We start from the raw sequence: 26,027 nt of genomic DNA, 5'->3' as shown, positions 1-26,027 counted from the left end.
TTAGCCCAGCCCCCTGCCCTTCAGCGCGGTCCCGATCTCGCCCAGCACAGCCGGATCCTCGATCGTCGCCGGCATCGCATACTCCTCGCCATCGGCGATCTTCTTCATCGTCGCGCGCAGGATCTTGCCGGAGCGGGTCTTCGGCAGGCGCGCCACGGTGATCGCCAGCTTGAAGGCGGCGACGGGGCCGATCTTGTCGCGCACCAGCCCGACCAGCTCCTTCTCGACCTCGGCCGGCGACTGCGTTACCCCGGCCTTCATCACGACGAAGCCGCAGGGCTGCTCGCCCTTGAGCGCGTCCTTGATCCCGACCACGGCGCATTCGGCCACGGCCGGATGCGAGGCCAATACCTCCTCCATACCGCCGGTCGAGAGCCGGTGGCCGGCGACGTTGATGATGTCGTCGGTGCGGCCCATGATGAAGACATAGCCGTCCTCGTCGATGAAGCCGGCATCGGACGTATTGTAGAAGCCGGGATAGGTCTCGAGATAGGCGCTGCGGAAGCGCTCGTCGTCCTGCCACAGCGTCGGCAATGCGCCGGGGGGCAGCGGCAGCTTCGCCACGATCGCACCCATCGTTCCCGCCGGCACCGGCCGGCCGCCCTCGTCGAGGCACTGGATATCGTAGCCCGGCAACGGCACGCTCGGCGAGCCGTGCTTGATCGGCAGCAATCCCAGTCCCACCGGGTTGCCGACCATGCAGGCGCCGGTCTCGGTCTGCCACCAATGGTCGACCACGGGCACCCCGAGCACATCCTCCGCCCATTTCAGCGTATCGGGATCGGCGCGCTCGCCGGCGAGGAAGAGCGTGCGGAACTGCGAGAGGTCGTAATTCTTGAGGTAGGTCGCCTGCGGATCCTCCTTGCGGATCGCCCGGAAGGCAGTCGGCGCGGTGAACATCGCCACCGCCTTGTGCTCGGCGATCACCCGCCAGAACGCGCCGGGATCGGGCGTGCCGACCGGCTTGCCCTCATAAAGGACCGAGGTCGCGCCCTGGATCAGCGGTCCGTAGACGATGTAGCTGTGGCCGACGACCCAGCCGACATCGGAGGCGGTGAACATCACCTCGCCGGGCCTGACGTCGTAGAGCTGGGTCATGGTCGCGACCAGCATGACCATGTGCCCGCCATTGTCGCGGACCACGCCCTTGGGCCTGCCGGTGGTTCCGGAGGTGTAGAGCACATAGAGCGGGTCGGTCGCGGCGACCTCGACGCAGTCGGCCTTGCGGCCGTTTGCCCGCGCAGCGGCGACGAGCGTGCGCCAGTTCTTGTCGCGGCTGACATGCATGGAGGCGTCGACCTGCGGCCGCTGCAAGACGATGCAGGCATTTGGCTTATGCGTCGCGAGATCGATCGCCGCATCGAGCAGCGGCTTGTATTCGACCACGCGCGTCGGCTCGATGCCGCAGGTCGCGGTCATGATCAGCTTCGGCGTCGCGTCGTCGATGCGGGTCGCCAGCTCCTTGGCAGCGAATCCGCCGAACACCACCGAATGAACCGCGCCGATCCGGGCGCAGGCCAGCATGGCGAAGGCCGCCTCCGGGATCATCGGCATGTAGAGGATGACGCGGTCGCCCTTGCCGACGCCCAGGTCCTGCAGCACGGCGGCAAGCGTTGAAACCTCGTCGAGCATCTGGGCGTAGGTGAAACGCTGCTTGGTGCCGGTGACCGGGCTGTCGTAGATCAGCGCCGTCTGCTCGGCCCGCCCGTCGCGGACATGTCTGTCGAGCGCGTTGAAGCAGGTGTTGCAGCTCGCATCGGGGAACCAGCGGCCATAGATGCCGGCGCTCGCATCGAAGATCTGCTGCGGCGGCTTGATCCATTCGATGCCCTTGGCGATCTGCGCCCAATAGCCCTCAGGGTCCCGCTGCCAGGCGGCATAGGTCTCAGCATAGCGGCTTGCATGGCTGGCAGTCATGAAAAGCGTTCCTCTTTGCCGGGTATTGAGCCTAGAGCTGAGCTCCGGGCTGGCCGTCTGCGGGCCGGATTTGGCGCGGGATCGTGACCATGTCCGCCGCTTGCGTGCAAGCACCGCGATCTCAGACTTTCAGCGCAGCCGCATGGGCTGCGCTGCACATCCCACCCCTGCCGAGGCCATGACCTTAGAGACGGCTTGGAAACTCAGCCCTCATCCTGAGGAGCGATCCGAGGGATCGCGTCTCGAAGGATGCTCCAGCTGGTTCCGGAGCCTCCTGGAGCATCCTTCGAGACGGCCGCTGCGCGACCTCCTCAGGATGAGGGCTGAACTGGTGTCAAACGAGATCTTAGACCCGACATGACCTTCGACCTCACCTTCTTCGCCGTCATGGTGCCGGCCGTCATCCTGATGGGGCTGTCCAAGGGCGGCTTTGCGGGCCTCAGCCTGCTCTCGCTGCCGCTGATGGCGCTGATCGTCTCGCCCGTGCAGGCGGCGGCGATCATGCTGCCGATCCTGATCATCCAGGACGTCGTCACCGTCTGGTCCTATCGCCGGGACTTCGATCGCCGCAACCTCGCGACGCTGATCCCCGGCATGCTGCTCGGCGTGCTCGCCGGCTATCTCCTGGCGGCCAAGGTCTCCGATGCCGTCGTCGGCCTCGCTGTCGGGGTGATCTCGATCGGCTTTGCGCTGCGCCGCCTCCTCGCCGGCAAGACCGCGGCCCTCCCGGTGACGAGGGCGAACTATGCGGCCGGCACGCTCTGGGGCGCGATCTGCGGCTTCACCAGCATGATCGCCCATGCCGGCGGGCCGCCCTTCCAGATTTATGTGATGCCGCAGCGCCTGCCGCCGGCGGTTTTCGTCGGCACCGGCGCGCTGTTCTTCGCGCTGATGAACTGGATCAAGGTGCTGCCCTATTTCGTCCTCGGCCAGTTCAGCCACCAGAACCTGATGGCTTCGGCAGCGCTCGCGCCTGTCGCGATCCTCTCGACCATCGCCGGCGTCTGGCTGGTCCGGCGCGTCCCGGCCGAGCGCTTCTACACCATCATCTACTGGCTGCTGATCGCCGTCGGCGTGAAACTGGTCTTCGACGGCCTGCGTCCGCTCTTCGGCTGATTGCCGGAGGCGAAGCGCGCTTCTAGGCTGTCCGGCAACAACCGCCGGGAACGCCGAACGCCATGCCGCTCTCACCTTACGACACCGATCTCGATCGCAACCCGGCGAACTTCCAGCCGCTCTCGCCGCTGCCCTTCCTCGAGCGCGCCGCCAGCGTCTTCCCTGACCATGTCGCCGTCATCCACGGGCCGCTGAGGCGGACTTATGCCGAGCTCTATGCCCGCACCCGCCGGCTCGCCTCGGCGCTGAAGCAGCACGGCATCGGCAAGAACGACACGGTCGCGGCGATGCTGCCCAATACTCCGGCCATGCTCGAATGCCATTACGGCGTGCCGATGTGCGGCGCCGTCCTCAACACCCTCAACACCCGCCTCGACGCCGCGATCATCGCCTTCTCGCTCGACCATGGCGAGGCCAAGGTGCTGATCGCCGACCGCGAGTTCTCTGGGACGGTCAAGGAGGCGCTCTCCCTCTGCAAGGCGAAGCCGCTGGTCATCGACTATGACGACCCGGTCTATGACGGCCCGGGCGAGCGCCTCGGCAGCGTCGAATACGAGGATTTCCTCGCGCAGGGCGATCCCGATTTCGACTGGGTCATGCCGTCGGATGAGTGGGACGCGATCGCGCTGAACTACACCTCCGGCACCACCGGCGATCCCAAGGGCGTGGTCTACCACCATCGCGGCGCCAACCTGCTCGCGACCTCGAACGTGCTCACCGGCGGCATGGGTCGGCACCCTGTCTATCTCTGGACCCTGCCGATGTTCCACTGCAACGGCTGGTGCTTCCCCTGGACGATCTCGCTGCTCGCCGGCACCCATGTCTGCCTGCGCCAGGTCCGGGCCAAGGCGATGTACGATGCGCTGGCCGACCATGGCGTCACTCATATGTGCGGCGCGCCGATCGTGATGTCGACGCTGCTCAACGCGCCCGATGCCGAGCGCCGCAGCTTCCCGCAGAAGGTCAACTTCTTCACAGCCGCCGCGCCGCCGCCCGAGGCTGTGCTCGCCGGCATGGCGCAGGCCGGCTTCAACGTCGTCCATCTCTATGGACTGACGGAAGTCTACGGTCCCGCCGTGGTCAACGAATGGAACGGCGCCTGGGACGCGCTGCCGGGCGGCGAGCAGGCGGCGCTGAAGGCGCGCCAGGGCGTGCGCTATCCGGCGCTGGAAGGGCTCGACGTGCTCGATCCCGAGACGATGCAACGCGTGCCGCATGACGGCGAGACGCTGGGCGAGGTCATGTTCCGCGGCAATGTCGTGATGAAGGGCTATCTCAAGAACCCTAAATCAACCAAGGCCGCCTTCGAGGGCGGCTGGTTCCATTCCGGCGATCTCGGCGTGATGCATCCCGACGGCTACATCCAGCTCAAGGACCGTTCCAAGGACATCATCATCTCCGGCGGCGAGAACATCTCCTCGATCGAGGTCGAGGACGCGCTCTACAAGCATCCGGCGGTGCAGGCCGCCGCCGTCGTCGCTCGCCCCGACGAGAAATGGGGCGAAACCCCCTGCGCCTTCGTCGAGCTGAAGCCGGGGCAGACAGCCACGCAGGACGAGATCATCGCCTGGTGCAAGACCCTGCTCGCCTCGTTCAAATGCCCGCGGACCGTGGTCTTCGTCGAGGTGCCGAAGACCTCGACCGGCAAAATCCAGAAATTCAAGCTGCGCGAGATGGCGCGGGCTCTGTGAACGGGCGGTAACATAACCGTCGGATGTCCGCAGTTCTTTCTGAAGCGATTTGGAGCAGCCGCGATGACGGGCAGGAGCTGGGACAGGGTGCCGATCGAGGCGCAGAGCATCGACGCGCCCCTGTCGCGCGCCGCCGTCTTTCTCGTGGTCACTGTCGGAGGCGAGCAAGCCGCGCTGACAAAGGCATGCGCGGCGCTCGACGGCCTCGACGATCTCGTCAAGACCGTCGGATTTCGCGACCTTGGTGCTCGCCTGTCCTGTATCGTCGGCATCGGCCACGGCCTGTGGAACCGTCTCGACCCTGGCAGGTTGCCGCGGGAGCTCAAGCCCTTCACACCGATCGCGGGCCCGGTCCACGACGCCCCTTCGACGCCGGGCGACCTGCTTTTCCATATCCGCTCGGAACGCCCCGATCTCTGCTTCGAGTTCGAGCGCCTGCTGCTCGACAGCCTCGGCGACAGCGTCACGGTCGTCGACGAGGTCTCGGGCTTTCGCTATTTCGATGCGCGCGACCTCCTGGGCTTCGTCGACGGCACCGCCAATCCCACCGGCCTCGCCCTGCCGGCATCGGCGCTGGTCGGCGACGAGGATGCCGATTTTGCCGGCGGCAGCTACGTCGTCATCCAGAAATACCTTCACGATCTCAAGGCCTGGGCGGAGGTTCCGACGCCGCTCCAGGAAGCGATCATCGGGCGCACCAAGATCGACAATGTCGAGATCGACGACGACGACGCGCCGCGCAAATCACACAAGTCGCTGGCCACGATCGTCGATGCCGACGGCAACGAGCACGACATCCTGCGCGACAACATGCCGTTCGGCCGGCCCGGCCAGCGCGAGTTCGGCACCTATTTCATCGGCTATACGCGCCACCTCTGGGTGATCGAGACGATGTTGCAGCGCATGTATGTCGGCGTTCCGCCGGGCGCCTACGACCGGCTGCTGGATTTCTCGAGGCCGCACACCGGCACGACCTTCTTCGCTCCGACGCGACCGACCCTGGAAGCGCTGGTGCAGGCCGCACAGGCGAAGCTTGGCGCATCCTAACCGGGCTCGATGATACGGCGTCCTGTTCGCCTGAGACCCGCTTCGCCGGAAAATGCTCCGATCAAGCTGACATTTGCCGGCCGCGCCCACCCATCTTGGCTTCGTAAAGGGCAGCGTCGGCCCTGCGGTAGACTTCCGCCGGCGTATCGCCGGGCCTGATCAGCGTCAGGCCGGCAGAGAACGAATAGTGGAAATTGGGCTGCGACGGCAGGCAGCCAGGCCGTCCGACCTGCTTGAACAGCCGCTCGATCAGGAGTTCGGCAGCTGCGGGCCCGAGTTGCGGCAGCACCAGCATGAACTCTTCCCCACCAACGCGGCCGAAGCTGTCGGCGGGGCGCAAATTCCTCTGCACGCTGGTGGCGAAGTCGATCAGGACCGCGTCACCGAATTGGTGCCCGAAACTGTCGTTGATCTGCTTGAATCGATCGATGTCGAGCAGCACCGCGCAAGCCTCGCCAGCCCCATTCTTGTTCGCCTTTGCCACCGTCTCCTGCAGCACGCTCATGCAGTGACGCCGGTTCGAGATGCCTGTCAGCTCGTCCGTCTGCGAAGCCTTGCGCGCACTGTCCCGGTCCTGCCGCAAGCTGCGCTCGCCGGTTCGCAGCTCGGTGATGTCCGAAGCGATGCAGAGCATCCAGCCGGCGGGCGACACCGTCTCGGTCATCCACAGCCAGCGCCCATCGGTGATATCGGTCTCGAAGGCGCGGTACGGGATTTTCCCTCGGCGAGAGCGGGCCGAGGTCAGCCAGTGCTCGAAATCGTCGGTCGTGAAGGCGACGCCGCGGCGCTGCTCGAAATTGCGCCGCACGATCTGCGCCCAGCTGAGGGTCTCGTCCTCGGCTAGGCCGTAGGCATCGCGAAAGGCCGCATTCGATCGCCGCAGGATGTCCTGCGGATCGAACAGCGCGACGAGCGTGCCGCTGGTCTCGAAGAGACTGTCGATGATGTCGTCGAACACCGCCATACGCACCGCATTTCGGCCTCGAACGTTACGCTGGAGTCTTTAGCGGCAGGTAAAATCGGGTCGTCGAAAACGGCATGATGCCTTCTGCCGACCGTTGTTCACCTCAAGGTGCGGCAGCCCAGGCGCCGACACGCGCGAGGAAGCGATCCGCGGCATCCAGCTCGGCAATCGCGATCCACTCGTTCGGCTGGTGTGCCTGCGCGATCGAGCCGGGACCGCAGACCAGGGCCGGGATGCCCGCCTGCTGGAAGAAGCCGGCTTCGGTCCCGAACGGCATCGCAAGCGGCGGCCACAGCCCGCCGAGCTCGCGCGCCACCGCTACAGCCGGACTAACCACTGCGCAATCGAGCGGCAGCACCCGCGCCAGCGGCATCGTCTCGACACTCACACCCGGAGGCAGTCCCGCCACGAAACCCTCCATCTCGGCGAGGACGAAGCCCACGGCAGTTTCGTCGGGCGGCCGGAACTCCCAGACGACCTCGCAGCGTTCGGGAACGATGTTGATGGCGCTGCCTCCGGTAATCCTGCCGACGTTGACGGTGGTCAGCGCCTGAGCATCTTGCTTCCCGAAGCCGGCGAGCGCTGCGACGAATGCCGCCGCCGGCTCGATCGCGCTAACGCCGCGGCACGGGTCGCTCGAATGGGCGGCGCGGCCACGGAAGACGCTGCGATAGCCGTAGAAGCCGCGATGGCTGAGCCCGATGCGCATCTGCGTCGGCTCGCCGATGATGGCGAGTGCCGGGCGCGGGCAATGCGCCAGCATGTCGGCGATCAGCGAGGGCACGCCAAGGCAGCCGACCTCCTCGTCATAGGACAGAGCCAGATGGATCGGCCGCCGCAGCTCCCTGGCCCGCCAGCCCGGGACGGCTGCGAGACAGGCCGCGACGAAGCCTTTCATGTCGACGGCGCCGCGGCCGTGCAGTCGCCCGTCCCGGCTCGCGAGCGAGAACGGGTCGCTCACCCAGTCCTGATCGTCGACCGGAACGACATCGGTATGCCCGGAGAGGACGATTCCGCCCGATATTTCGGGACCGATCGTCGCCAGGATGTTGGCCTTCTCGCCCGACGCGTCGCTGATCAGGCGTATCCGCGCGCCCGCACCCGCAAGATAGTCAGCGGTCCAGTGGACCAGGTCGAGATTGGAGCGCCGCGATGTTGTGTCGACGGCGACGAGCCTGCGTAGGATCTCGGCGGTATCCATGCCGGCCTAAGCGCCCCGCTGCCGTGCCGGCTGCAGCCGGGCGCCTGTCCACTTTCCCGTCGCGAGGAAGAAGCCGGCAAGGATCAGCGCCATGCCGACGAGATGGAAGCCACGCACCGGCTCGCCCAGGACCGCGACCGCGAGCAGCGCCGTGAACAGCGCGACCAGATGGAACGAGACGCCGGTGACGCTGGGCCCCAGCGTCGCGACGCAGTGCCCCCAGAGGATGAAGGCGATCAGCGAGGCGAACACGCCGATATAGAGAACCGCCGCAACCGAGCCCGCATCGGTCGGGATGTGCGCGCCTTGCGCCAATTCGAACGCCCAGAACGGCGCGAGCACCAGCAGGCCCGCCGCCATCGTCGCGGCCAGGAAGACGAGCGGGCTCAAGCTTGTCGGCTTGCGCCGCAGCAGGACGGAATAGATCGCGTAGTTGGCGACGGCGATCAGCACCAGAAGCTCGCCGCCATCGGCGTGCAATCCCCCGAGCTGTTGCAGGTCGCCGCGCGCGACGATCCAGACCACGCCGGTGAAGGACAGCGCGATGCCGGCGAGGGTCCGGCCGGAGACACGCTCGACACCGAGCGCGAAAGCCGCGAGCGGCACCATCAGCGGCAGGGTCGAGTTCAGGAAAGCGACGCTGGCGGCCGGCGTCGTCCGCAAGGCAAGATATCCGAGCGCGTTGTAGCCGGCGATGCCGAAGGCGCCGCAGGCGGCGATCAGGGCAAGGTGCCGCCGCAGCAACGCCCGCTCCCGCCAGGCTTGCCGGCCAATGAACGGAGCAAGGCAGGCCAGCGCCACGAGCCAGCGCCCGACGGCGAGCGAAACCGGCGGAAAGCTCGGCCCCAATGCGCGCCCGAGCACGAGATTGCCGGCCCAGAACAATGGCGGCAGCCAGAGAAGCAGGAGCGGACGCCCCCAGAGCCCTTTCAGCAGCGTGGACATGGCCGGCCTCACCCGCCGTCGAGGCCGATGCGCAGGCGCCGATTGTGCCGGCCCTTGTTGTCGATCTTCAGGATGCGCAGCGGGCGCGACGCTCCCGTAGACGCCAGATGCGTGCCGCCGCAGGCCTGGCGATCGAGCCCGGCGATCTCGACGACCCTGATCCGGCCATCGGCCGTCGGCGGCGGCGTGACCGAGCGCGAACGGATCAGGCCGGGCTCGTCGAAGGCCTCGCCCTCGCCGACATGGGTCTCACGGACCGATAGATCCTGCCTGATCACATCGTTGATGGCGCCTTCCAGACCGCGCAGGCGCTCATTGTCGGCCTCCGGCAGGTCGAAATCGATCCGCGCCGTGCCGTCCTCATTCATCTGGACGCCGGTGACGAGCGCGCCGTCGAAGCCCTGATAGACCAGCGCATTGACGATGTGCAGATCGGTATGGAGCTCGCGCATGAGCTGCCGGAACGGGCGGTCGACCTCGGCGACCACGGCCCCCGAGAGCAAGATCGGCTCGGCCAGAAGATGCCAGATGCCATCGCCTGTGTCCTCGAAGCCGGCGATCGCGACATCGCCGCCCGACCATTGCAATGTGCCCTTGTCGGGAAGCTGGCCGCCACCGCCGGGATAGAACGGCGATCGATCGAGCCGGATACGCCCCGGCTCGGCGGCCGTCACGACGGTTTCGAGGGCGAACACCTCCGGCTCGTCCAGGCAGAAATAGCGCGTCACGCGAAGACTCCTTTTCGAAGAAGTCTGGGGACGCGGCTTGGAACCGTATTGGCGGAAATTGACCGATCAGCGGGCGCGGCCGGCAGCGCCCGCCCGCTGATACTGCAAGGGCGTGATGCCGAAGGAGCGCTTGAAGTGCCGCGTCAGGGCGCTCTGGTCATAGAAGCCGCTGGCCAGCGCCGCGTCGGCGATCGGCACGCCGGCCTTCAGCTCTCGGATCGCCGCCTTAAGCCGGAGCTGTGTCAGATAGGTATGGGGCGTAAGGCCGGCCGTGCGTTTGAACAGGCTGATGAGTTGGAACGGGGTCATATCGACCCAAAGCCCCATCTCGGTCAGGCTCAGCCCGCTTTCCGCATGCTGCGAGGCCATCCGCCTGGCCACGAGCGAAAGCGCGGCCTCGTCGCGCGGCACAGTCGGGATCGCGTGGGCGCCGTCGCCATGACGCGCGAAGAGCTGGCCGAAGCTGGCGACGAGGAGTTCGCGCTCTTCGAGCGGATCATGGCCGTCATCCAGGCTGCGATGCAGCCGGCCGAAAGCCGCGATCAGATCGGCGTCACCAATGACATTGCGCACGAAATAGGCCGGGCGATCGATGCCGAGATCGGCCGTGACCTGATCGATGGCGGGTTGCGTCAGATAGAACGAGCGATAGCGCCAGCTTCTGCTCCAGCCCATGCGGCCGGAATGGGGCTCGGCGGGGTTGAAGACGAGCAGCACGCTCTCGCGAGCCTCGTCGCTGCGGCCGCGGCTCTTGAACTCGGAGCCGCCGCTCTCCGTCACTGCGACGACGAAGGCCTCGTGCTGGTGCGGCGCGTAGTCATGCGTGGTGAAATCGGCGTGGAGGCAGCTGAGTCCGTCGACGCCGGTCGCGTTCCAGTAGCGTGCGGTATTGTGCCTATCGACACGGGCCAACGGCGCATTCCTCTCATCTCGGCGCAGTCTCGCACGATCCCTCGATCGCGTCCAAGCCCGGCGTCCGTCAGGGCCGGCCGCAGGTCGCAGCGCTTGTGGTCACAAAAAACCGGCCCCTTTCGGGGCCGGTGAAGCGCGTCTTGCGCGAATTCGTCACGGACCGCCGCGGTCCGCTCTGGCATGTCAGTGTAGTGTCGGTGCCGGCATGGTCAGCCGCACGCGCTCGATCTCATCCTTCAGCAGCAGCTTCTTCCGCTTGAGCTCTGCCACGCCGAGATCGCTGGACGAGGGGCTGGCAACCGCCTGGGCGATGGCTTCCTCGAGCTGGCGATGCTTGCGTTCGAGCTCGGCGAGATGTGTCTGCAGCGACATCTGGATCCTCCTGATGAGCGTTCTAGCAAGAGAAGTTTGACACAGAGCCGGCTTCGCGTCTGCGGGGCAGACGTGCACTGCACCATGAGTTTCTGTGATCCCTTCCGGGACCTTTCCCGAGGCGCATGAATGCGAGCGAGCCGGCCCGCATCACGCCGGCGACACCTTGCCGGGCCGCCCGCGCCTGCGCATAGTCGGACGCGATCGCGGCGATGATGAGACGGCTTCATGGGATTCGAATTGAGCGCGGAGGAGATCGAGGTCCTGCAGGCGGAACTCGCGCGGTTGCGTGAGGAACATCGCGATCTCGACAGCGCCATCGATGCGCTCGAACGCCTCGGCCCGATCAACCAGATCCAGATCCAGCGCCTGAAGAAGCGCAAGCTCTATCTGCGCGACCGCATCTCCCATCTCGAAGACCAGCTGACGCCCGACATCATCGCTTAGCCACGGAAAATCCGCAGGAATCCCGATTCGCCGCTTGCCTATGACGCAGCGGCCAGTCTAGATCGCGCGCTTCCTCCCTCCTGCCGGGAAGCGCCGATTTCATGGCCGAGCCGACCCCACCCGTCGCCATCATCATGGGCAGCCAGTCCGACTGGGCGACGATGCGCCATGCCGCAGACACGCTTGCCGAACTCGGCATCGCCTTCGATGCTCGCATCATGTCGGCCCATCGCACGCCGGACCGGATGTATGCCTTCGCCAAGGGCGCCAGGGCAGAAGGCTTCAAGGTCATCATCGCCGGTGCCGGCGGCGCCGCGCATCTGCCGGGCATGACCGCTTCGCTGACACCCCTGCCCGTCTTCGGCGTGCCTGTCGAATCCAAGGCGCTCTCCGGCCAGGACAGCCTGCTCTCGATCGTGCAGATGCCAGGCGGCATCCCGGTCGGCACGCTCGCCATCGGCAAGGCCGGTGCGATCAACGCCGCCTTGCTCGCTGCTGCCGTCCTCGCCCTCTCCGATGAGGCTCTCGCCGAGCGCCTCGACGCCTGGCGCGCCAAGCTCAGCGCCGCCGTCGCCGAGCGCCCGAAGGACGACGCATGAGCCCGCCCGATCCGCGCGGTCTCGGCCCCGGCGCCGTCCTCGGCATCCTGGGCGGCGGCCAGCTCGCTCGCATGCTGGCGCTGGCCGCGGCCGATCTCGGCGTGCGCGTGCATATCTTCGCGCCCGACGCCGACAGCCCGGCCTATGAGGTCGCCGCCCGCCACACCATCGGCGCCTATGAGGACGAGGCGGCGCTCGCCAGCTTCGCCGATGCCGTCGACGTCGTGACCTACGAATTCGAGAACGTTCCGGCCGCGACCGCCGCCTTCCTCGCCGCCCGCACCCCACTGCATCCCGGCGCCCGCGCGCTCGCGGTGACGCAGGATCGCCTCACCGAGAAGCGCTTCGTCGCCGATCTCGGCCTAGCGGTCGCCCCGTTCGAGTCCGTCGACTCGCTCGCCGATCTCGAAAAGGCCGTCGCAAAGCTCGGCCGGCCGGCCGTCCTGAAGACGCGGCGCTTCGGCTATGACGGCAAGGGCCAGGTCAAGATCGCCGATGGCACCGATCTCGCGCAGGCCTGGGACGAGATCGGCCATTTCCCGGCGATCCTCGAGGGCTTCGTGACGTTTTCCCGCGAAGTGTCGGTCGTCGCCGCCCGCGCCGCCGACGGCTCCTTCGCCGCCTTCGACGTCTGCGAGAACGAGCATCGCGACCATATCCTGGCGCTGACGCAGGTGCCCGCCCGCATCGGCGCAGCCGCGGCGGACGCCGCGATCGAGGCTGCCCGGCGCATCGGCGAGGCGCTCGGCTATGTCGGTGTCTTCGCCGTCGAGTTCTTCCTGGTCGAGGGCGAAGGCGGCGAGCAGGTCGTCGTCAACGAGATTGCCCCGCGCGTCCATAATTCCGGACACTGGACCAGCGAGGGGGCGCAGACCTCGCAGTTCCACCAGCATGTCCGCGCCGTCTGCGGCTTCCCGCTGGGCGCGACGGCGCGACGCGGGCGCGTCACCATGCAGAACCTGATCGGCGACCAGGCCAACGACTGGCGTGCCATCCTGGCCGAGCCCGGCACGCATCTGCATCTCTACGGCAAGCGCGAGGCGCGGCCGGGCCGCAAGATGGGCCACGTCACCCGCGTCCTCCCCGACAGGGACTGAACGCCGGACCGCTCCGGCCTCCGAAACGCGCGTGTTTTCACGCGTTTTGCGGCGTTGCAGCGTGGACAGCCCCAGGGAATTCTGGTATCCGCACGACCCTCGCGGCGATCTTCCGGACGGGAGGTCGCCGCCCCGATTCCGGACCACCGACAACGACGGACTAAAGACGTGCAGGTTCTTGTTCGCGACAACAATGTCGACCAGGCGCTGCGGGCGCTGAAGAAGAAGATGCAGCGCGAGGGCATCTTCCGCGAGATGAAGCTCCGCGGCCATTACGAGAAGCCGTCCGAGAAGAAGGCGCGCGAGAAGGCCGAGGCCGTCCGCCGCGCCCGCAAGCTGATCCGCAAGAAGCTGCAGCGCGAAGGCCTGCTGCCGGCCCCGGTCAAGCCGAAGCGCCCTGAGCGCCCCGCCCGGCCGGCAATCTGACCACGCGAGAGGCTAGGCCGCTAGCTAGTGCCACTGATATCTACGGGCGCCTGGAGCTTCTCCAGGCGTTGTCGTTTTTGAGAGCAGGATGCGAAGAAGCGGGACCCGATCTTTCGCATTAATCCCGCTCTAACTCTTTGATACGAGACGGATTCGGACCTCGATGAGAACGCCTTGCGTTTACATCGAACTCATCCGGCGCTAACTCGTTAACCAAACTTTGTCAGGGCTTGGGCGTTGTGGAGGATGGCGGCGCACCGGGGCGGTGGCGCCGCATGGCAGGTGAGAGTTGTAAGGCGATGGATAAGAGCATGCTCACAGGCAGGAACTGGCTGATCGCGACGGGCCTGGCGCTCGCGCTCGCAGGCTGCGACACGGTGAGCATGAGCTCCGGCGCCGGCGTCGCCGAGCTCCAGACCGAAAACACCGAGGCAGCCAGCGTCAACATCGGCTCGCTCAGCGAGGTGATCAACCGAAACCCGAACGATCCGCAGGCCTACAACACGCGCGGCGCGGCTTACGCCCGCATCGGCCGCTATTCCGACGCCATCTCCGATTTCACCAAGGCCGTGCAGATCGACGCCAATTTCGCGCCGGCCTATACCAATCGCGGCCTGGCGCTGCGCCAGAGCGGGCGTAACGACGCCGCGCTCCAGGATTTCAACCGCGCCACCACCGCCAATCCGAACTACGCCCCGGCCTTTGTCGCACGCGCCAACCTGCTGCGCCTGCAGGGCAACAGCCAGCAGGCGCTGGCAGACCTCAACACCGCGATCCGCCTCAATCCGGAATCGCCCGAAGCCTTCCATGCGCGCGGGCTGGTCTACCAAAAGGAAGGCCAGCATCAGCAGGCCGTCACCGATTTCGACTCGGTGATCGACCGCAATCCCTATACCGCCCCGCCCTATATCGCCCGGGGCGAGAGCCTGAACGCGCTCGGCAAATACGATTCCGCGCTGGAGGACTTCACCGCCGCGCTCAATGTCGACAACCGCAATGCCGCCGCCTGGGCCGGCCGCGGCTTCGCCTTCGAGAAGCAGGGCAAGAAGACCGAGGCGAGCGAGGCCTATCAGCGCGCCCTCGGGCTCGACGGCAACAACCAGATCGCCCGCGCCGGCTCCGCCCGCCTCGGCGGCGGCGGCATGTTCCGCCTCTAAGACAGTCGAGCCGACTGCGCCGCAGCGGTCACCGTCTCGCTGCCCGCCAGCCGGCTGGTGCCGAGATCGGCGAGGAAGCGCCTGATCTCCTGCACCGAGCCATGGGTCGGCAGGTTCCCGTGATTGCCCTCCGGAAAGCGGATGAAGCGCTTAGGCAGATTGGCGAGCGCAAACAGCGCCTCGCCCTGGCTGAACGGGATGACACCGTCACGTTGTCCGTGCAGAACGAGCACAGGCGCTTTGACCTTGCCGATGGCCTCGTCCGAGCGGAACTGGTCATGCATGAACAGCCCGACCGGAACATAAGGGTAGAGCTGCTGCGCCACTGCAGCGGTCGAGAGATAGGGTGCTTCGAGGATCACCGCCTTGAGCGGAACCTCGGCCGCCAGCTTCACCACCACGCCGGTGCCAAGCGACTCGCCGTAGCCTATCAATCGCTCCGCGCCGAAGCGCGTCACGGCCGAGGCATAGGCGGCGCGCGCATCCTGCGCCAAGCCGTCCTCGGTGGGTGAGCCGGTCGAGCCGCCATAGCCGCGATAATTGACCGCGAACAGGCCAGTGCCGTCCTGCGTCAGGGCGCGAAAACGCGCCTGCCGGCTCGGCCGGCCGAAGTTGCCGGCATTGCCGTGAAAGAACAGCAGCACCGGCTTGCCCTCGCGCGGCGGCACCACCCACGCGACCAGCTTCTCGCCATCGGCTGCCGTCAGCACTGTCTCCTCGACGCCCGGCAGGTCGGCGCTGGCGATCTCCACCCGGGCCGGATTGCGCGGATACATCATCTCGCGCTGCTTGACGTAGAGCAGCGCCAGCACGGCGCCGTAGGCGCAGACCGCGCCGATGGCGAGAAGCTTCAGGATCCTGCGCATCGCCCGCTGGCCTCGGTCATCGCCCAAACGAAAGGGCCGGCATCGAGCCGGCCCATTACGACGTTCCGATGACGGATGCGCCGGCTCAACTGCGCTGGCGCCTTGACGATTCCGTCAGTGCCAGGCCTCAGCCGCTCAGTAGAGCAGCAGCGCCAGCAGCATGAGGACGAAGGGAACGAGCGTGGCGCGCCAGCCGATCGACGGGGCGGCGATGCCGATGCCGGTGCCGACCAGGGTCAGCAGGGTGCCGATGATGGCCGTGCCCCAGGCGTGCTTGGTGCCGCCGACCGCGAGCGCCGCGACGATGGCGAGGCAGGCGACCGTACCGACCTCGGCGAAATGCACGAAGCCCACATAGGTGCGCTCATGCTCCGGATAGTCCATCTGCGGAATGTCGGAGGCGTGTCCGTGGTCGGCCATGAAGGAAATCCCGATTTCAAACCTTGTCCTGACGCCCTGTAGCGCACCTGAAAAGGGTCGGCAACGGGAGTGCCGGAACGCCGACGGCCATTTTCCGGACGCCGCAGTACAAAGCCACCTGAAAACGCGCAGCGTTGCTGGTTGCAGCGGTTCGGAGCGCCAACCAGGTGGCGCGACTTATGGCAGCAGTTCCGGCGGAACACGGCGCGGATCATAGCCGCGTGGCCGATTCTTCTCCGTCCAGCCATAGAGACCTGCAACAAGAATGCCGCCGGCCAGCGCTGCAGCCAGCATGCCGAGTTCGCCGGAGAGCAGGAGCAGCACCAGCGGCAGCGCCACGAAGAGCAGCCCGGCGATGACCAGCATCACCTGCATGACCCTCAAGCGCCCCTCGCTAACCCCCGCCGAGAAGCGCACCGTGCCGGCGGGCCTCTGTGCCAGCGAGGCATGCAGATCGCGGATGAACGCGGCGTAGACCGGGCTGCGCTGCTCATCGGGAAAGCCGAAGGCGCTACTGGCGACCACTTGCAGCGGCGCCGATCCTTCGAAGCGGATTTCGCAGGAGCCAAAATCGCCATGCCGGGTGATGTGGGCGACAGTGAGATGCACGCCGCTGATATCGGAAAGCGGCCGCGTCTCCTCGCCGACACCATTCGCCCAGAACAAGTGTTCGTCGGTCAGCGCGACGCCTTCATCCGCCAGCTTGAGCGCGAGCCCGCCGGCGCCGGGCCGCACGAACAGGCCATAGTCGCGCCGCCGTGCCTCGTCCTTGATCACATCCGGCATCATGCCCCTCCGGCGAGGGATTGTGCCAGACTGGGGTAGATTTGCCGATTGCGGCGATCAGGAGCTGGCGAGCCCGGCCGCAGCCAGCGCCGCGCCCTGCTCGCTCGCCACCCGCTCCACGCTGAAAGCCTCGATCTCCTCCTCGAACAGCCGGTGGAAGTTGAGCTCGGCATCGAGATGCAGGAAGACACCGCCAAGGCCGATCGCAGCGCGGTCCATGAAGACGAATTCGCGCGGCACCGTCACCGGCCCCCGCGCCTTCAATGCCGAATGGACCTGGAACGCCTGCTTGCGGCCGTATTCAGCCGGGCTGACGCCCTCGGCGATGCGGCGCGTGCGATCCTCCAGCAGCGGGCCGTAGATAAACTTCGCCCAGATGTTGAGGGTTTCGATCAGCTCCTTGTTGAGCCCCTTGAAGCCCCAGACCTCATAGGCATGGACGACTCGGGCCTCTTCTCCTGTGAGCAGGCCGCGATAGAGATCGACCACGCCGCCGACGAAGCTCGGCGGGAAAATGCGGATGCAGCCATAGTCGAGCAGGTTGATGCCTGCCGGCGTGTCGTCCTCGGAGAACACTGTGTAATTCCCGAGATGCGGGTCGCCATGGATCACGCCGTGATGGCTGAACGGGCGCCACCAGGCCCGGAACATCGCGGTCGAGATCCGGTCGCGGACCTGCTGGCTCGCCTGCTTGTGGTTGAGGATCTTGTCGCCATCGAGCCAGCCCATGGTCAGGAGCCGGCGCGTCGACAACTCCAGCACGACATCCGGAACGCGCACCTCCGGCGTCGCCGCGAGCATGCGCTGGTAGAGCGCGACATGCCTGGCCTCGCGGCGATAGTCGAGCTCCTCGCGAACGCGGGCGCTGATCTCCTTGGCGATCTCGCTGGTGTCGATCACCGCGCCCATGCGCCTGTGCAGCCCGAACAGGATTTCGAGCTGGGAGATATCGGCTTCGACGGCCGATTCCATGTCGGGATATTGCAGCTTGCAGGCGAGCGGGCTGCCTTCGAGCGACACCGCCCGGTGCACCTGCCCGAGCGAGGCTGCCGCAGCCGGCTTGAGATCGAACTCGGCGAAGCGCTCGCGCCAGCTCGCGCCGAGCTCGGCCTGCATGCGGCGCTTGACGAAGGCGGCACCCATCGGCGGCGCCTCCGATTGAAGCTTCTGCAATTCGGCGGCGTATTCCGGCGGCACCACGTCGGGGATGGTGGCGACGAGCTGCGCCACCTTCATCAGCGGCCCCTTCAGCCCGCCCAGCGCCTTGGCCAGCGCCTCGGCATTGGTGGCGTTGCGGCCCTCCAGCCCGAACAGCTTGGTGCCGGCGATCCGCGCCGCCACCCCGCCGACATTGGCGCCGACACGGGCATAGCGCGCCGCGCGGGCAGAGAATCGATTCGCTTCGCTGTCGCGTTCGGACATTAGGCACTCACTGACGTCGTGACAGGCAGCATGTAGGGGCTGCGGCGGCCGGTGCCAATGCAGCCATCGCTGCAGCGACGCACCGCCAGCCGCTTTCCGGGCCGCAATCGTGCGGAATCGTCGCCTTTTCCGAACCTGCCCTCGCCAACGGCCCCGGCGTTCCAAAGTGGTACAATTATTGCTGTGATCGCCATGGCCAGAGAGGCCTGGCAGAATTCAGGCGCTCCCACCGCGGACACGTGAATGGGGCGGCGATCGATCGGAGAGGCTGGCGACAGGCGATACCGCTCGCGGGGATCGTCATCGGCGGCGCATGCCAGGGTGTTCAGGCTGTCGCGAAAGCATCGGACCGGAAAGTGGCCTCCACGTTCCCGACAGTCCCGATGCCTCGACGAGGGAACGGGTCACGACCTCGCGTTCGATGGGACGCTTGGCGATCCGGTGTGTGCCGATGCGTTCCTTGCTCCGCTTTCGCTCGAGGATGAATGCGCTCGAACCGGATCGCCGGCTATTACGCGGTCGATGCCGTGCCAGGCTTCCTGGGACGGGCGTCGGACCTCACCCGCACGCATCTGCCGGAGCTCACCGGACTGCGCGGCGTCGCGATCCTGATCGTCGTCATTGGCCATTTGCTGCAGCGCGTCGAACGCTTCTACGGTCGCGAAGCACTCAATGTGATCGAGACGTCGCTACTTGGCATTCTGGCGACGCCGTTTTCCGGCTGCAGGTTGCTGTTCTGCATAACCGGCTTCACATTGATCTTATATATCGAGAAAGAGGCAAAAAATCATTCGAAAATCGATGATTTTAATCTTCTGAAAAATAGACTTACGCGGCTATGGCCGCCCTATTTTATCGTTCTATTCGCAACTTTTGCAGTGATTTCAATCACAGGATACAGACCTGCTGGTTCATATCAGTTTTATGGAGCGCCGGAATCATTATTTCTGAGCTTCGTGACGAGCGCTTTGTACGTTCATGACCTGGCTTTTGATTCGTTCCCGCGTCTTTTCCCACCCGGATGGTTCTTGGAGGTCCACTTCCAATTCCTGATCATCGGGCCGGCCCTGTGGCGATGGTATCGCAGAGCCTCCGAGCGAAACGGCAGGGTGGTGACGAGCCTGCTGTTCCTGACGACGACGGTGCTCGTCGCCATCCTCGCGGAGACATACGGCTCGCGCGGCATCCGGTACTCGCTCCTCGCTTTTCTGCCCTATTTCGCCATCGGCGCGCTGATGGCGGAATTCACGGCGAGCAGTCGCGGCCGGGCAGTGGATCTCGCCCCGGCGATGAAATGGCCCGTCGGATCGCTGGGGGTCCTGGCGCTCATCCTCCTCGGTACGCCGTGCGGCCCGATATGGTGGCAACTCCCTGCGCAACTCGCCGCTATCGCCGCGATAATGCTCGCCTGCCTGACCGGGCAGTCCGGTTTCCGACGCGCCATGAGCAACCGGGCACTGGCAAGAATCGGCACCGCGTCCTTCTCGATCTATCTGGTTCACCTGCAGCTTCTGCAGATCACCATGCCGATCGTCATCAACCACTACAGACACCTGCCGTTCCTGGCGCTGGTTCTGCTTTGCGCGATCGTCGGTCTCGCGCTCGTACTGACACTGTCGTTGGGCTTCTATTGGCTCGTCGAACGACCCTGCGTGGCATTGTCGCTGGGCTCGAAGCGCTGGCCCGGCAAAACGACGCGCTTCTCGTAGCTTGCGCACCCGCGGGCGCTTTGCTCGGGCAGGTTCGCCAGCGTCATCGGATCGCTATGCGACGCGCCTCATGTGCAGATCCGTCCGAACCTCCGCCACGCTCGCCGGGCGCCCTCCCGCCGCCTCGACCTTTCGGACCATGTGGGCGATCAGCTCTGCATTGCTGCGCGTCTCGCCGAAGGGCGCATCCTCCAGCCCGGCACGGACATGGACGCCGCGTGCGACTGCGGGCGCGACGATCTCGCTGAGGTCGACGCCGAGCCCGGCGATCATCACCGGGGCCTGCGGCGCACACTCCGCCAGCAGGGCGAGATGGGCCTCCAGCGCATAAGGCTTCGGCGGGAAGCCCCAGGCGAAGGCGTCGGAGAACATCAAACGATAAATCGGCGTCGGCATGCCGGGATAGGCCTTGGCAAGCGCCGCGCCCAGGCGGGTGAAGCCGGGCTCGTAGATCGCATAGCTCGGATGGATCCTGTGCGCCTGCGCGACCGCCATCCCCTCGCGGATATGCTCGCCGGGGTTCTGGTAGATGAAGCCGGCCTCGCCGCCCGGGATGCCGGCGAAGGTCGTCCAGTTGCACGAGCCTGGATCGAGCACGCCCCATTCGACCAGGCCGCGCTTGGCCAATTCCTCCAGATGCGTGTAGCGGCCCGAGCCGATCATGTCGCCGGCGTAACCGGAGCCGAGGATCGGGATCGTCGGGTAGACGATCGCATCGACCTTGGCCCTGATCCCCTCGATGGCTTGCGCATAGAGTTCCCAATCGTCGCGCTGGCGGCCGGTCTCGAGATCGTAGACATGCAAGTGGACGATCGCGGCGCCGGCCTCGACCGCAGCGATCCCGTCGGCGACGATGTCGGGGATCGCGATCGGAATGCCGGGCTGGCGCTCCTTGCCCCACGGCCCGTTGATCGCGGCCTCGATCCAGATCGGGGTTTTCATGGGGGTGCGTCCTTCGGCCAGTTATCGCGGATCCAACGCGTCAGCCCCTCCTCCTCGACCTCGCCGGCGGCGAGTGCGAGGATGATGGCGGCGGCATCGGCCTCGCTCGGCGCGAACTCGATCCCGTTCAGCCGAAGGAAGATAATCAGCGCCAGCAGCGAGACACGCTTGTTGCCGTCGATGAAGGGATGGTTCTTGGCGATGCCGAATGCATAGGCTGCGGCCAGCGCCGCCATGTCGGTCTCGCCATAGGCAAAGCGGTTGATAGGCCGCGCCAGAGCGGATTCCAGCAAGCCCCGATCACGAATGCCGTCGGGGCCGCCGAAGAGTGCCAACTGCTCGGAGTGGATATCGGCTACAACGTCAGCTGTGAGCCAGAACGGCTCGGTCATTTCGCTAGCTCGCGCAGCGCATTGGCGTATTGCTTCATCGCCTTGCGGGCGATCGCCATGGTGCGCTCGTGCAGATCGTCACGGGGAGTTAGCTTGAAGGCGCCCTCCGGCTGCTCGACTACCGTCAGCTTGTCGCCTTCGGCCAGCTTCAATCGCGCCAGCAGCTCCTTGGGCAGGATGATGCCGACAGAATTTCCGATCTTGCGGACCTGCAGGACCATGGCCTGCTCGCCCACAGGCTTTTCGGGCTTGTTCATGGCGTGCTCCTTGAGCGGCGTTATACAAACTGTATAACGCAAACGCCGCCGTCGCGCAGCTTGAACTAGCCGGCTGCATCAGGAAAAGCTTTCGATCCGCTCGTAGAGCAGACCCGAGCGGGAGGCCGACAGAGGCTCCGACCGGATTGCATCCCGCATCCGCTCAGCCATGGTCTGCGCCATCTCGGATGTATCGGCAAAGACGAGCGCGACAGCCTCCTCCGACATCGCGGCCTGCCCCATGATCGGATGCTCGCCGGCATCGGGCGCGGTTCTGCCGAGCCTGATCGTTGGGGGCCTCTCCGCCTCCAGCCATGCAGCCACGCGCCCAGCGCTGGCATCAGCCATCCGCAGCATGACGAGACTGCCGCCATGCGGACAATCGGCGCCGACCATGGCATGGCAGGCGAGCCGCAACGGGTTGCGCAAGAAAGGGCGCATCGCCAGCGTGACCGCGTCCGGGTGCTCGGCGAGCCGACGATACTCCGGCGAATTCAGTACCGCGATGTCGGCGAGATCATAGACGGTGAGATAGTCGGGCGATCCGCCGCCAACAGCCTGATAGCGCGTGGCGCGCAGGATGCCCGGGACCGTGAAGCGCTGCGGAACATGATGGCCGCCATGCCAGCGTTCATAGGCCTCGCGCTGGGCCGGATCGACATCATTGGCGAAGACGAGGAAGGCGCTGCTTTTCATGGCTGCAGCATCACCTTGATCGCGGTGCGGTTGCGCATCAATGCAAAGCCGTCCAGTGCGTCCTCCAGCGGCAAGCGGTGACTGATCAGCCTGCGAAAGCGCTCGGGTTCATCCGCTATCGCCGCGACCACCTCGCTCCAGCGCGCCACCGGCGCACGATAGGAGCCGATGACGCCCTGCTCCAGCCGCACCATCGCAGTCAGGTCGAAGCTGGCCGGCCGGGCATGGATGCCGCAGATCACAAGCACGCCGCCGGGCGCGAGGAGGCGCTGCGCCGCACTCGCGACCTCCGGCACGCCGGTCGCCTCGAAGATCACGTCATAGCCGGAGGGAGCTAGCGGTTCATCATCGGCGAGCGCATCCCTGGTATCGCCGAAACCAAGCGCACGGGCGCAAGCCAGCCTCGCCGCGTCGTCGCGTCCGGCTATCGTCAAAGCCGCGGCTCCCGCCCGCTCGGCGAAGAGCGCGACGCCGAGCCCGATCGGTCCGGGGCCGAGCACGAGCACGCGCTTGCCCTCGACTGTACCAGCACGCGACACGGCCTGCGCCGCAACCGTCATCGGTTCTGTCAGAGCCGCGAGTTCTGCGTCCAGCCCTTCGGGCACGGCCACGCAGTTGCGCGATGGCACGCTCGCCAGGCTGGCGAAACCGCCATTGCGCCGGATGCCGATACCGCTCCGCGCCGTGCAGCCATCCTCGCCGCGCTGCCGACAGCCTTCGCAGTGTCCGCAGGTCACCGAGGGCCTGACCACCACGCGCCGTCCGAGCCACTCTGACGGGCCGCGCTCGACCGTGCCGGCGAATTCATGACCGAGCGTGACCGGCATCGCGCTCGTCATCGCCTCGTAACCCGCTGTCCAATCGGCGATGTGCAGATCGGTGCCGCAGATACCGGCAGCCTCGATGCGGATCAGCATCTCGTCGTCGCCCAAGAGAGCGGGCGCCTCGACTTCATGACAGATCAGCCCCGGTTCAGGCGCGGCCTTGCGGATGGCGAGCATTGCAGCAACCCGTCTAGTCGACCTTGACCCCGGCTTCCTTGACGACCTTGCTCCAGATTTCGCTCTCGCGCTTGAGGAAGCCGTCGAAGTCGAAGCCAACGGCCGCGGGGATCGAGCCGCTGGCCTCGAGCTTGCGCCTGAGCTCGGCGTCGCCCAGCGCCGTCGCCAATGCGGCGCGCAGCTTTTCGATCACCGCCGGCGGCGTTCCCTTCGGCGCCATCAGGCCGACCCAGGCGGAGACGTCGAAATCGGCATAGCCCTGCTCGGCGACGGTCGGCACCTTCGGCAGCAGGCCGGCGCGCTCGCTGGTGGTGACGGCGAGCGCCTTCAGCGAACCGCCCTCGACCTGCCCTGCGACCGCAGCCAGCGTCGCGAAGGTGACGTCGAGCGAGCCGCCCGCGACATCGGCGAGCGAAGGGCCTTCGCCACGATAGGGCACATGCTGCATCTTGCTGCCGGTGCGCATGGCGAAGAGCTCGCCGGCGAGGTGGGCGACGGTGCCGGTGCCGCCCGAAGCGAACAGGATGGGCTCGGGCCGCTGCTTCGCCAGCGCCTCCAGATCCTTCATCGTGTTCACGGGCGAGTTCGGCCGGGTCACCACGACGAAGGGCAGCTTGGCCATCAGCCCGACCGGAACGAGATCGTTGCGCCAGTCGAACGGCATGCTCGCCCGCAGCGCCGGGTTGATCACCATCGTCGTCGGGGCTGCGAGCAGCATGTAGCCATCGGGGTCGGCCTTGGTCACGGCCTGCGTGCCGGTCATCGTCGCGCCGCCGCCGCGATTGTCGATGATGACGCGCTGGCCGAGGATGCTGCTGAGAGACTCGGCGATCAGCCTTGCAGTGACGTCGACGCCGCCACCGGCCGCGAAGGTGACGATCAGGCTCACGGGCTTGCCCGGATAGGATTGAGCCAGTGCCGGGCAGGCCAGCGTCGCCGCCATGCCGGACAGGACGAAGCGACGGCTCACGGCCGGTTGACGCGTCTGCATGCTGCAATCCTCCCTGATTTTTCTGCGCGCACTCAAACGGAGCCGGCTCGCCGATTCAAGCGACGTTGCATGCAGCAGCTATAGCTTTAAGGCATAGATCCTGCGCGCAGCTCATCCTTCAGGCACTGCTCGAACCGTTCGGTCACCTCGCCACGCGCGGCGAGCGGCCGGTGCAGATAGGCTTCGTAACGCCGGGTCGTCGGCACAGGCAGACATCGCAAGCGAGACATGTCGGCGGCGCGCGCCGAGAACTCGTCGACGATGCAGACGCCGACCCCGGCCTCGACCAATGCGACCGCCGTCTCGGCGAAGCGCACAAGATGCGTTCGGGCCGGCCGCAAGCCGTGATCGGACAGGATGCCGGCTGCCATGTCGCCATGGACGGAGCGCGGCTGGAAAACGATCCAGGCGCGATCGACCAGGCCTGCGAGACTTGTTTCGGCAGAGGGTATGTCCATGCCGGCGGGCACCAGCAGCATCGGCCGGCCATTGCCGACCGGCGTGCTGACCACCTCATGGTGCAGCACCGGAAACAGCGTCACCGCAGCATCGGCAGCACCGTCGAGCAGATAGGGCAGCACCTGGCTGACGGTCAGGATGTCGAGTTGCAGGGAGACGGCGGGCATGCGCTCGACCAGCAGCGCCAGCGCCGCAGGAACCAGGCCGCGGCCGATGCTGGGCGAAGCACCGCAGCGGAACACCGAGTGCTCCGGCAGCGCCGCCTGCGCCGCCCGTTCCACCGCCGAGCGCATCTGCTCGTAGGCGCGGTCGATCTCGGCGAGGAAACGTGCCGCTTCCTGGGTCGGGGTCAAACGGCTGCGGACCCGGTTGAACAGCCTGGCGCCGAGCTGATCCTCCATGCGCAGGATCATCCGCGTCACCGTCGGCTGCGCGATGCGCAATTCGCGCGCGGCGCCGGCGAGGCTGCCGGCCGCCATCACCGCCTTGAACACCTCGATCTGGCGGAAGGTCAGCACGCTTTCCTCGCTGGGCATGCCGGCGAGAAAACCGCCGGTCTCGACGGCAGCGAAGCCGCCGAGACCGGCAGGGTCAAGCGATCACTCGCCCTTGTTGACCGAGATCGGCTTCAGCGCGTTGCTCGGCTGAACATACTTGGCGATCAGCGCGTCATAGGTGCCGCTCGCCTGCAGCCGCTCGAGCGCGCCCTTGACCGCGTCGCGCAGTTGGCCGCCCTCGGCCGTCTTCGGGAACGGGATGCCGGTCAACGAACGGGTGAAGGGCTCGCCGAGCGGGATATAGGTGTTGGGCTCGAGCTTCTGGAAATGCGTCATCGTCTCGCTGCCCTGGACGCCGCCCTGCAGGCGCTGCGTCTTGAGCTGGGTGCGAGCGTCGACCGACCCCTCGGTGCCGACCACGGTGATCGCCGGCTTGCCCTTGGCGACGCAGTTGGCATCGCTCCACTCGCCGATCTGCTTGGGCCAATTGGTCGAGCGGCTGGCACCGACGCTCTTGCCGCAGAGATCCTCGACGCTCTTCACCGAATCCTTGAAGGCAGTGACCGTGTAGAACTGCGCGCCCGAGACCATGTAGTCGACGAAATCGACCGTCTCGCGCCGCGCCGGCAGGTCGCTCATCCCCGCCATCACCATGTCGACGCGGCCGGTCGTCAGCGAGGGCAGCATCTGGGCGAAGGCAGTGTCCTGCCATTCGGCCTTGACCCCGAGCTCCTTGGCGATGGCTTCGCCGAGCTCATAGTCGAAGCCGGCCATCTGGTTGGTCGCCGGGTCCTTGTAGACGATCGGCGCATAGTTCGGCTGGGTCGCGATGACGATCTTGCCGGCGGCCTTGATCCGGTCCGGCAGGGCCTGGGCCTGAGCGGCGAGCGCAGTGCCGGCGAGCAGCGCGGCGGCGAGCGAAAGGCGAAGCATGGTGGTCTCCCTCTTGTCTTTGCTTGGATTCACTGGG

Annotated in this window: 28 protein-coding genes; 9 read left to right on the top strand and 19 right to left on the bottom strand. The window is 66.4% G+C overall.

Annotated elements, in window-relative coordinates; translation table 11 throughout:
• Positions 1 to 1,917 (bottom strand): propionyl-CoA synthetase, encoded by a 1,917-nt coding sequence (locus tag BMZ21_RS21015; protein ID WP_091838841.1) that lies wholly within the window; start codon positions 1,915 to 1,917, stop codon positions 1 to 3.
• Between the two features lie 357 nt (positions 1,918 to 2,274).
• Between BMZ21_RS21015 and BMZ21_RS21010 the strand changes: the two genes are divergently transcribed.
• The 3 genes from BMZ21_RS21010 to BMZ21_RS21000 all read left to right on the top strand — a co-directional run bounded on the left by BMZ21_RS21010 (position 2,275) and on the right by BMZ21_RS21000 (position 5,771).
• On the top strand, positions 2,275 to 3,033 hold the full coding sequence (locus tag BMZ21_RS21010; RefSeq protein WP_091838836.1) for a sulfite exporter TauE/SafE family protein: 759 nt from the start codon (positions 2,275 to 2,277) through the stop codon (positions 3,031 to 3,033).
• A 62-nt stretch (positions 3,034 to 3,095) separates the two neighbouring features.
• Complete coding sequence (locus tag BMZ21_RS21005) at positions 3,096 to 4,724, top strand: acyl-CoA synthetase (RefSeq protein WP_091838831.1); 1,629 nt, start codon at positions 3,096 to 3,098, stop codon at positions 4,722 to 4,724.
• Between the two features lie 63 nt (positions 4,725 to 4,787).
• The gene (locus BMZ21_RS21000; RefSeq protein WP_091838826.1) at positions 4,788 to 5,771 is read left to right on the top strand and encodes a Dyp-type peroxidase; all 984 of its coding nucleotides are present in this window, start codon (positions 4,788 to 4,790) and stop codon (positions 5,769 to 5,771) included.
• A 61-nt stretch (positions 5,772 to 5,832) separates the two neighbouring features.
• Here the strand turns inward: BMZ21_RS21000 and BMZ21_RS20995 are convergent, their stop codons facing one another.
• From BMZ21_RS20995 to BMZ21_RS20970, 6 genes are all read right to left on the bottom strand, one after another.
• Entirely contained in the window at positions 5,833 to 6,735 is a 903-nt protein-coding gene (locus tag BMZ21_RS20995) for a GGDEF domain-containing protein (protein WP_091838822.1), read from the bottom strand.
• A 103-nt stretch (positions 6,736 to 6,838) separates the two neighbouring features.
• Positions 6,839 to 7,936 (bottom strand): acetylornithine deacetylase, encoded by a 1,098-nt coding sequence (gene argE / locus BMZ21_RS20990; RefSeq protein WP_091838818.1) that lies wholly within the window; start codon positions 7,934 to 7,936, stop codon positions 6,839 to 6,841.
• Between the two features lie 6 nt (positions 7,937 to 7,942).
• On the bottom strand, positions 7,943 to 8,881 hold the full coding sequence (locus BMZ21_RS20985; RefSeq protein WP_091838814.1) for a DMT family transporter: 939 nt from the start codon (positions 8,879 to 8,881) through the stop codon (positions 7,943 to 7,945).
• Positions 8,882 to 8,889: 8 nt separating this feature from the next.
• Entirely contained in the window at positions 8,890 to 9,609 is a 720-nt protein-coding gene (locus tag BMZ21_RS20980) for an alanyl-tRNA editing protein (protein WP_091838811.1), read from the bottom strand.
• Between the two features lie 66 nt (positions 9,610 to 9,675).
• Complete coding sequence (locus BMZ21_RS20975; protein WP_091838806.1) at positions 9,676 to 10,521, bottom strand: helix-turn-helix domain-containing protein; 846 nt, start codon at positions 10,519 to 10,521, stop codon at positions 9,676 to 9,678.
• A gap of 183 nt (positions 10,522 to 10,704) precedes the next feature.
• Positions 10,705 to 10,893, bottom strand: a complete 189-nt coding sequence (locus tag BMZ21_RS20970; RefSeq protein WP_091838802.1) for a YdcH family protein — start codon at positions 10,891 to 10,893, stop codon at positions 10,705 to 10,707.
• Between the two features lie 228 nt (positions 10,894 to 11,121).
• On the opposite strand from BMZ21_RS20970, the gene BMZ21_RS20965 reads away from it, so the two are divergent.
• From BMZ21_RS20965 to BMZ21_RS20945, 5 genes are all read left to right on the top strand, one after another.
• Positions 11,122 to 11,340 (top strand): YdcH family protein, encoded by a 219-nt coding sequence (locus BMZ21_RS20965; RefSeq protein ID WP_091838796.1) that lies wholly within the window; start codon positions 11,122 to 11,124, stop codon positions 11,338 to 11,340.
• 101 nt (positions 11,341 to 11,441) lie between these two features.
• The gene (gene purE, locus BMZ21_RS20960; protein WP_091838792.1) at positions 11,442 to 11,939 is read left to right on the top strand and encodes a 5-(carboxyamino)imidazole ribonucleotide mutase; all 498 of its coding nucleotides are present in this window, start codon (positions 11,442 to 11,444) and stop codon (positions 11,937 to 11,939) included.
• The gene (locus BMZ21_RS20955) at positions 11,936 to 13,036 is read left to right on the top strand and encodes a 5-(carboxyamino)imidazole ribonucleotide synthase (protein WP_091838788.1); all 1,101 of its coding nucleotides are present in this window, start codon (positions 11,936 to 11,938) and stop codon (positions 13,034 to 13,036) included. The genes purE and BMZ21_RS20955 overlap by 4 nt, the downstream gene beginning before the upstream one ends.
• Positions 13,037 to 13,204: 168 nt before the next feature.
• Entirely contained in the window at positions 13,205 to 13,462 is a 258-nt protein-coding gene (rpsU, locus tag BMZ21_RS20950) for a 30S ribosomal protein S21 (protein WP_091838783.1), read from the top strand.
• A 311-nt stretch (positions 13,463 to 13,773) separates the two neighbouring features.
• Positions 13,774 to 14,619: a tetratricopeptide repeat protein gene (locus BMZ21_RS20945; RefSeq protein WP_244543937.1), complete on the top strand. Its 846-nt coding sequence runs from the start codon at positions 13,774 to 13,776 to the stop codon at positions 14,617 to 14,619.
• On the opposite strand, the gene BMZ21_RS20940 is transcribed toward BMZ21_RS20945, so the two are convergent.
• The 4 genes from BMZ21_RS20940 to BMZ21_RS20925 form a co-directional block, all read right to left on the bottom strand.
• On the bottom strand, positions 14,616 to 15,485 hold the full coding sequence (locus tag BMZ21_RS20940) for an alpha/beta hydrolase (RefSeq protein WP_091838775.1): 870 nt from the start codon (positions 15,483 to 15,485) through the stop codon (positions 14,616 to 14,618). The genes BMZ21_RS20945 and BMZ21_RS20940 overlap by 4 nt on opposite strands.
• A gap of 135 nt (positions 15,486 to 15,620) precedes the next feature.
• Positions 15,621 to 15,905: an aa3-type cytochrome c oxidase subunit IV gene (locus BMZ21_RS20935; protein WP_091838771.1), complete on the bottom strand. Its 285-nt coding sequence runs from the start codon at positions 15,903 to 15,905 to the stop codon at positions 15,621 to 15,623.
• A 177-nt stretch (positions 15,906 to 16,082) separates the two neighbouring features.
• Complete coding sequence (locus BMZ21_RS20930; RefSeq protein WP_143079750.1) at positions 16,083 to 16,691, bottom strand: hypothetical protein; 609 nt, start codon at positions 16,689 to 16,691, stop codon at positions 16,083 to 16,085.
• A 57-nt stretch (positions 16,692 to 16,748) separates the two neighbouring features.
• Positions 16,749 to 18,113, bottom strand: a complete 1,365-nt coding sequence (locus BMZ21_RS20925; protein ID WP_091838765.1) for an ABC1 kinase family protein — start codon at positions 18,111 to 18,113, stop codon at positions 16,749 to 16,751.
• A 485-nt stretch (positions 18,114 to 18,598) separates the two neighbouring features.
• On the opposite strand from BMZ21_RS20925, the gene BMZ21_RS20920 reads away from it, so the two are divergent.
• Positions 18,599 to 19,822: an acyltransferase family protein gene (locus BMZ21_RS20920; protein WP_091838762.1), complete on the top strand. Its 1,224-nt coding sequence runs from the start codon at positions 18,599 to 18,601 to the stop codon at positions 19,820 to 19,822.
• 54 nt (positions 19,823 to 19,876) lie between these two features.
• On the opposite strand, the gene BMZ21_RS20915 is transcribed toward BMZ21_RS20920, so the two are convergent.
• The 8 genes from BMZ21_RS20915 to BMZ21_RS20880 all read right to left on the bottom strand — a co-directional run bounded on the left by BMZ21_RS20915 (position 19,877) and on the right by BMZ21_RS20880 (position 25,990).
• The gene (locus BMZ21_RS20915; protein WP_091838759.1) at positions 19,877 to 20,764 is read right to left on the bottom strand and encodes a beta-keto acid cleavage family enzyme; all 888 of its coding nucleotides are present in this window, start codon (positions 20,762 to 20,764) and stop codon (positions 19,877 to 19,879) included.
• Complete coding sequence (locus tag BMZ21_RS20910) at positions 20,761 to 21,156, bottom strand: type II toxin-antitoxin system death-on-curing family toxin (RefSeq protein ID WP_091838755.1); 396 nt, start codon at positions 21,154 to 21,156, stop codon at positions 20,761 to 20,763. Before BMZ21_RS20910 ends, BMZ21_RS20915 begins: the two co-directional genes overlap by 4 nt.
• Positions 21,153 to 21,413 (bottom strand): AbrB/MazE/SpoVT family DNA-binding domain-containing protein, encoded by a 261-nt coding sequence (locus BMZ21_RS20905; RefSeq protein ID WP_425285459.1) that lies wholly within the window; start codon positions 21,411 to 21,413, stop codon positions 21,153 to 21,155. Before BMZ21_RS20905 ends, BMZ21_RS20910 begins: the two co-directional genes overlap by 4 nt.
• A gap of 78 nt (positions 21,414 to 21,491) precedes the next feature.
• A complete protein-coding gene (locus BMZ21_RS20900) occupies positions 21,492 to 22,109 on the bottom strand; it encodes a hypothetical protein (RefSeq protein ID WP_091838752.1) in 618 nt (205 codons plus the stop codon).
• On the bottom strand, positions 22,106 to 23,110 hold the full coding sequence (locus tag BMZ21_RS20895; protein WP_091838748.1) for a zinc-dependent alcohol dehydrogenase: 1,005 nt from the start codon (positions 23,108 to 23,110) through the stop codon (positions 22,106 to 22,108). Before BMZ21_RS20895 ends, BMZ21_RS20900 begins: the two co-directional genes overlap by 4 nt.
• 13 nt (positions 23,111 to 23,123) lie before the next feature.
• The gene (locus BMZ21_RS20890; RefSeq protein WP_091838745.1) at positions 23,124 to 24,101 is read right to left on the bottom strand and encodes a Bug family tripartite tricarboxylate transporter substrate binding protein; all 978 of its coding nucleotides are present in this window, start codon (positions 24,099 to 24,101) and stop codon (positions 23,124 to 23,126) included.
• Between the two features lie 86 nt (positions 24,102 to 24,187).
• Positions 24,188 to 25,096: a LysR family transcriptional regulator gene (locus tag BMZ21_RS20885; protein ID WP_091838742.1), complete on the bottom strand. Its 909-nt coding sequence runs from the start codon at positions 25,094 to 25,096 to the stop codon at positions 24,188 to 24,190.
• Positions 25,097 to 25,159: 63 nt separating this feature from the next.
• Positions 25,160 to 25,990, bottom strand: coding sequence for an ABC transporter substrate-binding protein (locus BMZ21_RS20880; RefSeq protein WP_091838738.1), 831 nt, complete (start codon positions 25,988 to 25,990; stop codon positions 25,160 to 25,162).
• Between the last annotated feature and the right edge of the window lie 37 nt (positions 25,991 to 26,027).

Origin of the sequence: Allobosea lupini, from assembly GCF_900109525.1 — a bacterium.
GTDB classification, from domain to species: Bacteria; Pseudomonadota; Alphaproteobacteria; order Rhizobiales; family Beijerinckiaceae; genus Allobosea; species Allobosea lupini.
This window is presented reverse-complemented; position numbering and strand designations above follow the sequence as displayed.

Coding starts and splice junctions, on each gene's coding strand:
- BMZ21_RS21015 (WP_091838841.1), bottom strand. CDS start 1,917: ATGACTGCCAGCCATGCAAGCCGCTATGCTGAGACCTATGCCGCCTGG.
- BMZ21_RS21010 (WP_091838836.1), top strand. CDS start 2,275: ATGACCTTCGACCTCACCTTCTTCGCCGTCATGGTGCCGGCCGTCATC.
- BMZ21_RS21005 (WP_091838831.1), top strand. CDS start 3,096: ATGCCGCTCTCACCTTACGACACCGATCTCGATCGCAACCCGGCGAAC.
- BMZ21_RS21000 (WP_091838826.1), top strand. CDS start 4,788: ATGACGGGCAGGAGCTGGGACAGGGTGCCGATCGAGGCGCAGAGCATC.
- BMZ21_RS20995 (WP_091838822.1), bottom strand. CDS start 6,735: ATGGCGGTGTTCGACGACATCATCGACAGTCTCTTCGAGACCAGCGGC.
- argE (WP_091838818.1), bottom strand. CDS start 7,936: ATGGATACCGCCGAGATCCTACGCAGGCTCGTCGCCGTCGACACAACA.
- BMZ21_RS20985 (WP_091838814.1), bottom strand. CDS start 8,881: ATGTCCACGCTGCTGAAAGGGCTCTGGGGGCGTCCGCTCCTGCTTCTC.
- BMZ21_RS20970 (WP_091838802.1), bottom strand. CDS start 10,893: ATGTCGCTGCAGACACATCTCGCCGAGCTCGAACGCAAGCATCGCCAG.
- BMZ21_RS20965 (WP_091838796.1), top strand. CDS start 11,122: ATGGGATTCGAATTGAGCGCGGAGGAGATCGAGGTCCTGCAGGCGGAA.
- purE (WP_091838792.1), top strand. CDS start 11,442: ATGGCCGAGCCGACCCCACCCGTCGCCATCATCATGGGCAGCCAGTCC.
- BMZ21_RS20955 (WP_091838788.1), top strand. CDS start 11,936: ATGAGCCCGCCCGATCCGCGCGGTCTCGGCCCCGGCGCCGTCCTCGGC.
- BMZ21_RS20945 (WP_244543937.1), top strand. CDS start 13,774: ATGCTCACAGGCAGGAACTGGCTGATCGCGACGGGCCTGGCGCTCGCG.
- BMZ21_RS20940 (WP_091838775.1), bottom strand. CDS start 15,485: ATGCGCAGGATCCTGAAGCTTCTCGCCATCGGCGCGGTCTGCGCCTAC.
- BMZ21_RS20935 (WP_091838771.1), bottom strand. CDS start 15,905: ATGGCCGACCACGGACACGCCTCCGACATTCCGCAGATGGACTATCCG.
- BMZ21_RS20930 (WP_143079750.1), bottom strand. CDS start 16,691: ATGCCGGATGTGATCAAGGACGAGGCACGGCGGCGCGACTATGGCCTG.
- BMZ21_RS20925 (WP_091838765.1), bottom strand. CDS start 18,113: ATGTCCGAACGCGACAGCGAAGCGAATCGATTCTCTGCCCGCGCGGCG.
- BMZ21_RS20920 (WP_091838762.1), top strand. CDS start 18,599: ATGCGCTCGAACCGGATCGCCGGCTATTACGCGGTCGATGCCGTGCCA.
- BMZ21_RS20915 (WP_091838759.1), bottom strand. CDS start 20,764: ATGAAAACCCCGATCTGGATCGAGGCCGCGATCAACGGGCCGTGGGGC.
- BMZ21_RS20910 (WP_091838755.1), bottom strand. CDS start 21,156: ATGACCGAGCCGTTCTGGCTCACAGCTGACGTTGTAGCCGATATCCAC.
- BMZ21_RS20905 (WP_425285459.1), bottom strand. CDS start 21,413: ATGAACAAGCCCGAAAAGCCTGTGGGCGAGCAGGCCATGGTCCTGCAG.
- BMZ21_RS20900 (WP_091838752.1), bottom strand. CDS start 22,109: ATGAAAAGCAGCGCCTTCCTCGTCTTCGCCAATGATGTCGATCCGGCC.
- BMZ21_RS20895 (WP_091838748.1), bottom strand. CDS start 23,110: ATGCTCGCCATCCGCAAGGCCGCGCCTGAACCGGGGCTGATCTGTCAT.
- BMZ21_RS20890 (WP_091838745.1), bottom strand. CDS start 24,101: ATGCAGACGCGTCAACCGGCCGTGAGCCGTCGCTTCGTCCTGTCCGGC.
- BMZ21_RS20885 (WP_091838742.1), bottom strand. CDS start 25,096: ATGCCCAGCGAGGAAAGCGTGCTGACCTTCCGCCAGATCGAGGTGTTC.
- BMZ21_RS20880 (WP_091838738.1), bottom strand. CDS start 25,990: ATGCTTCGCCTTTCGCTCGCCGCCGCGCTGCTCGCCGGCACTGCGCTC.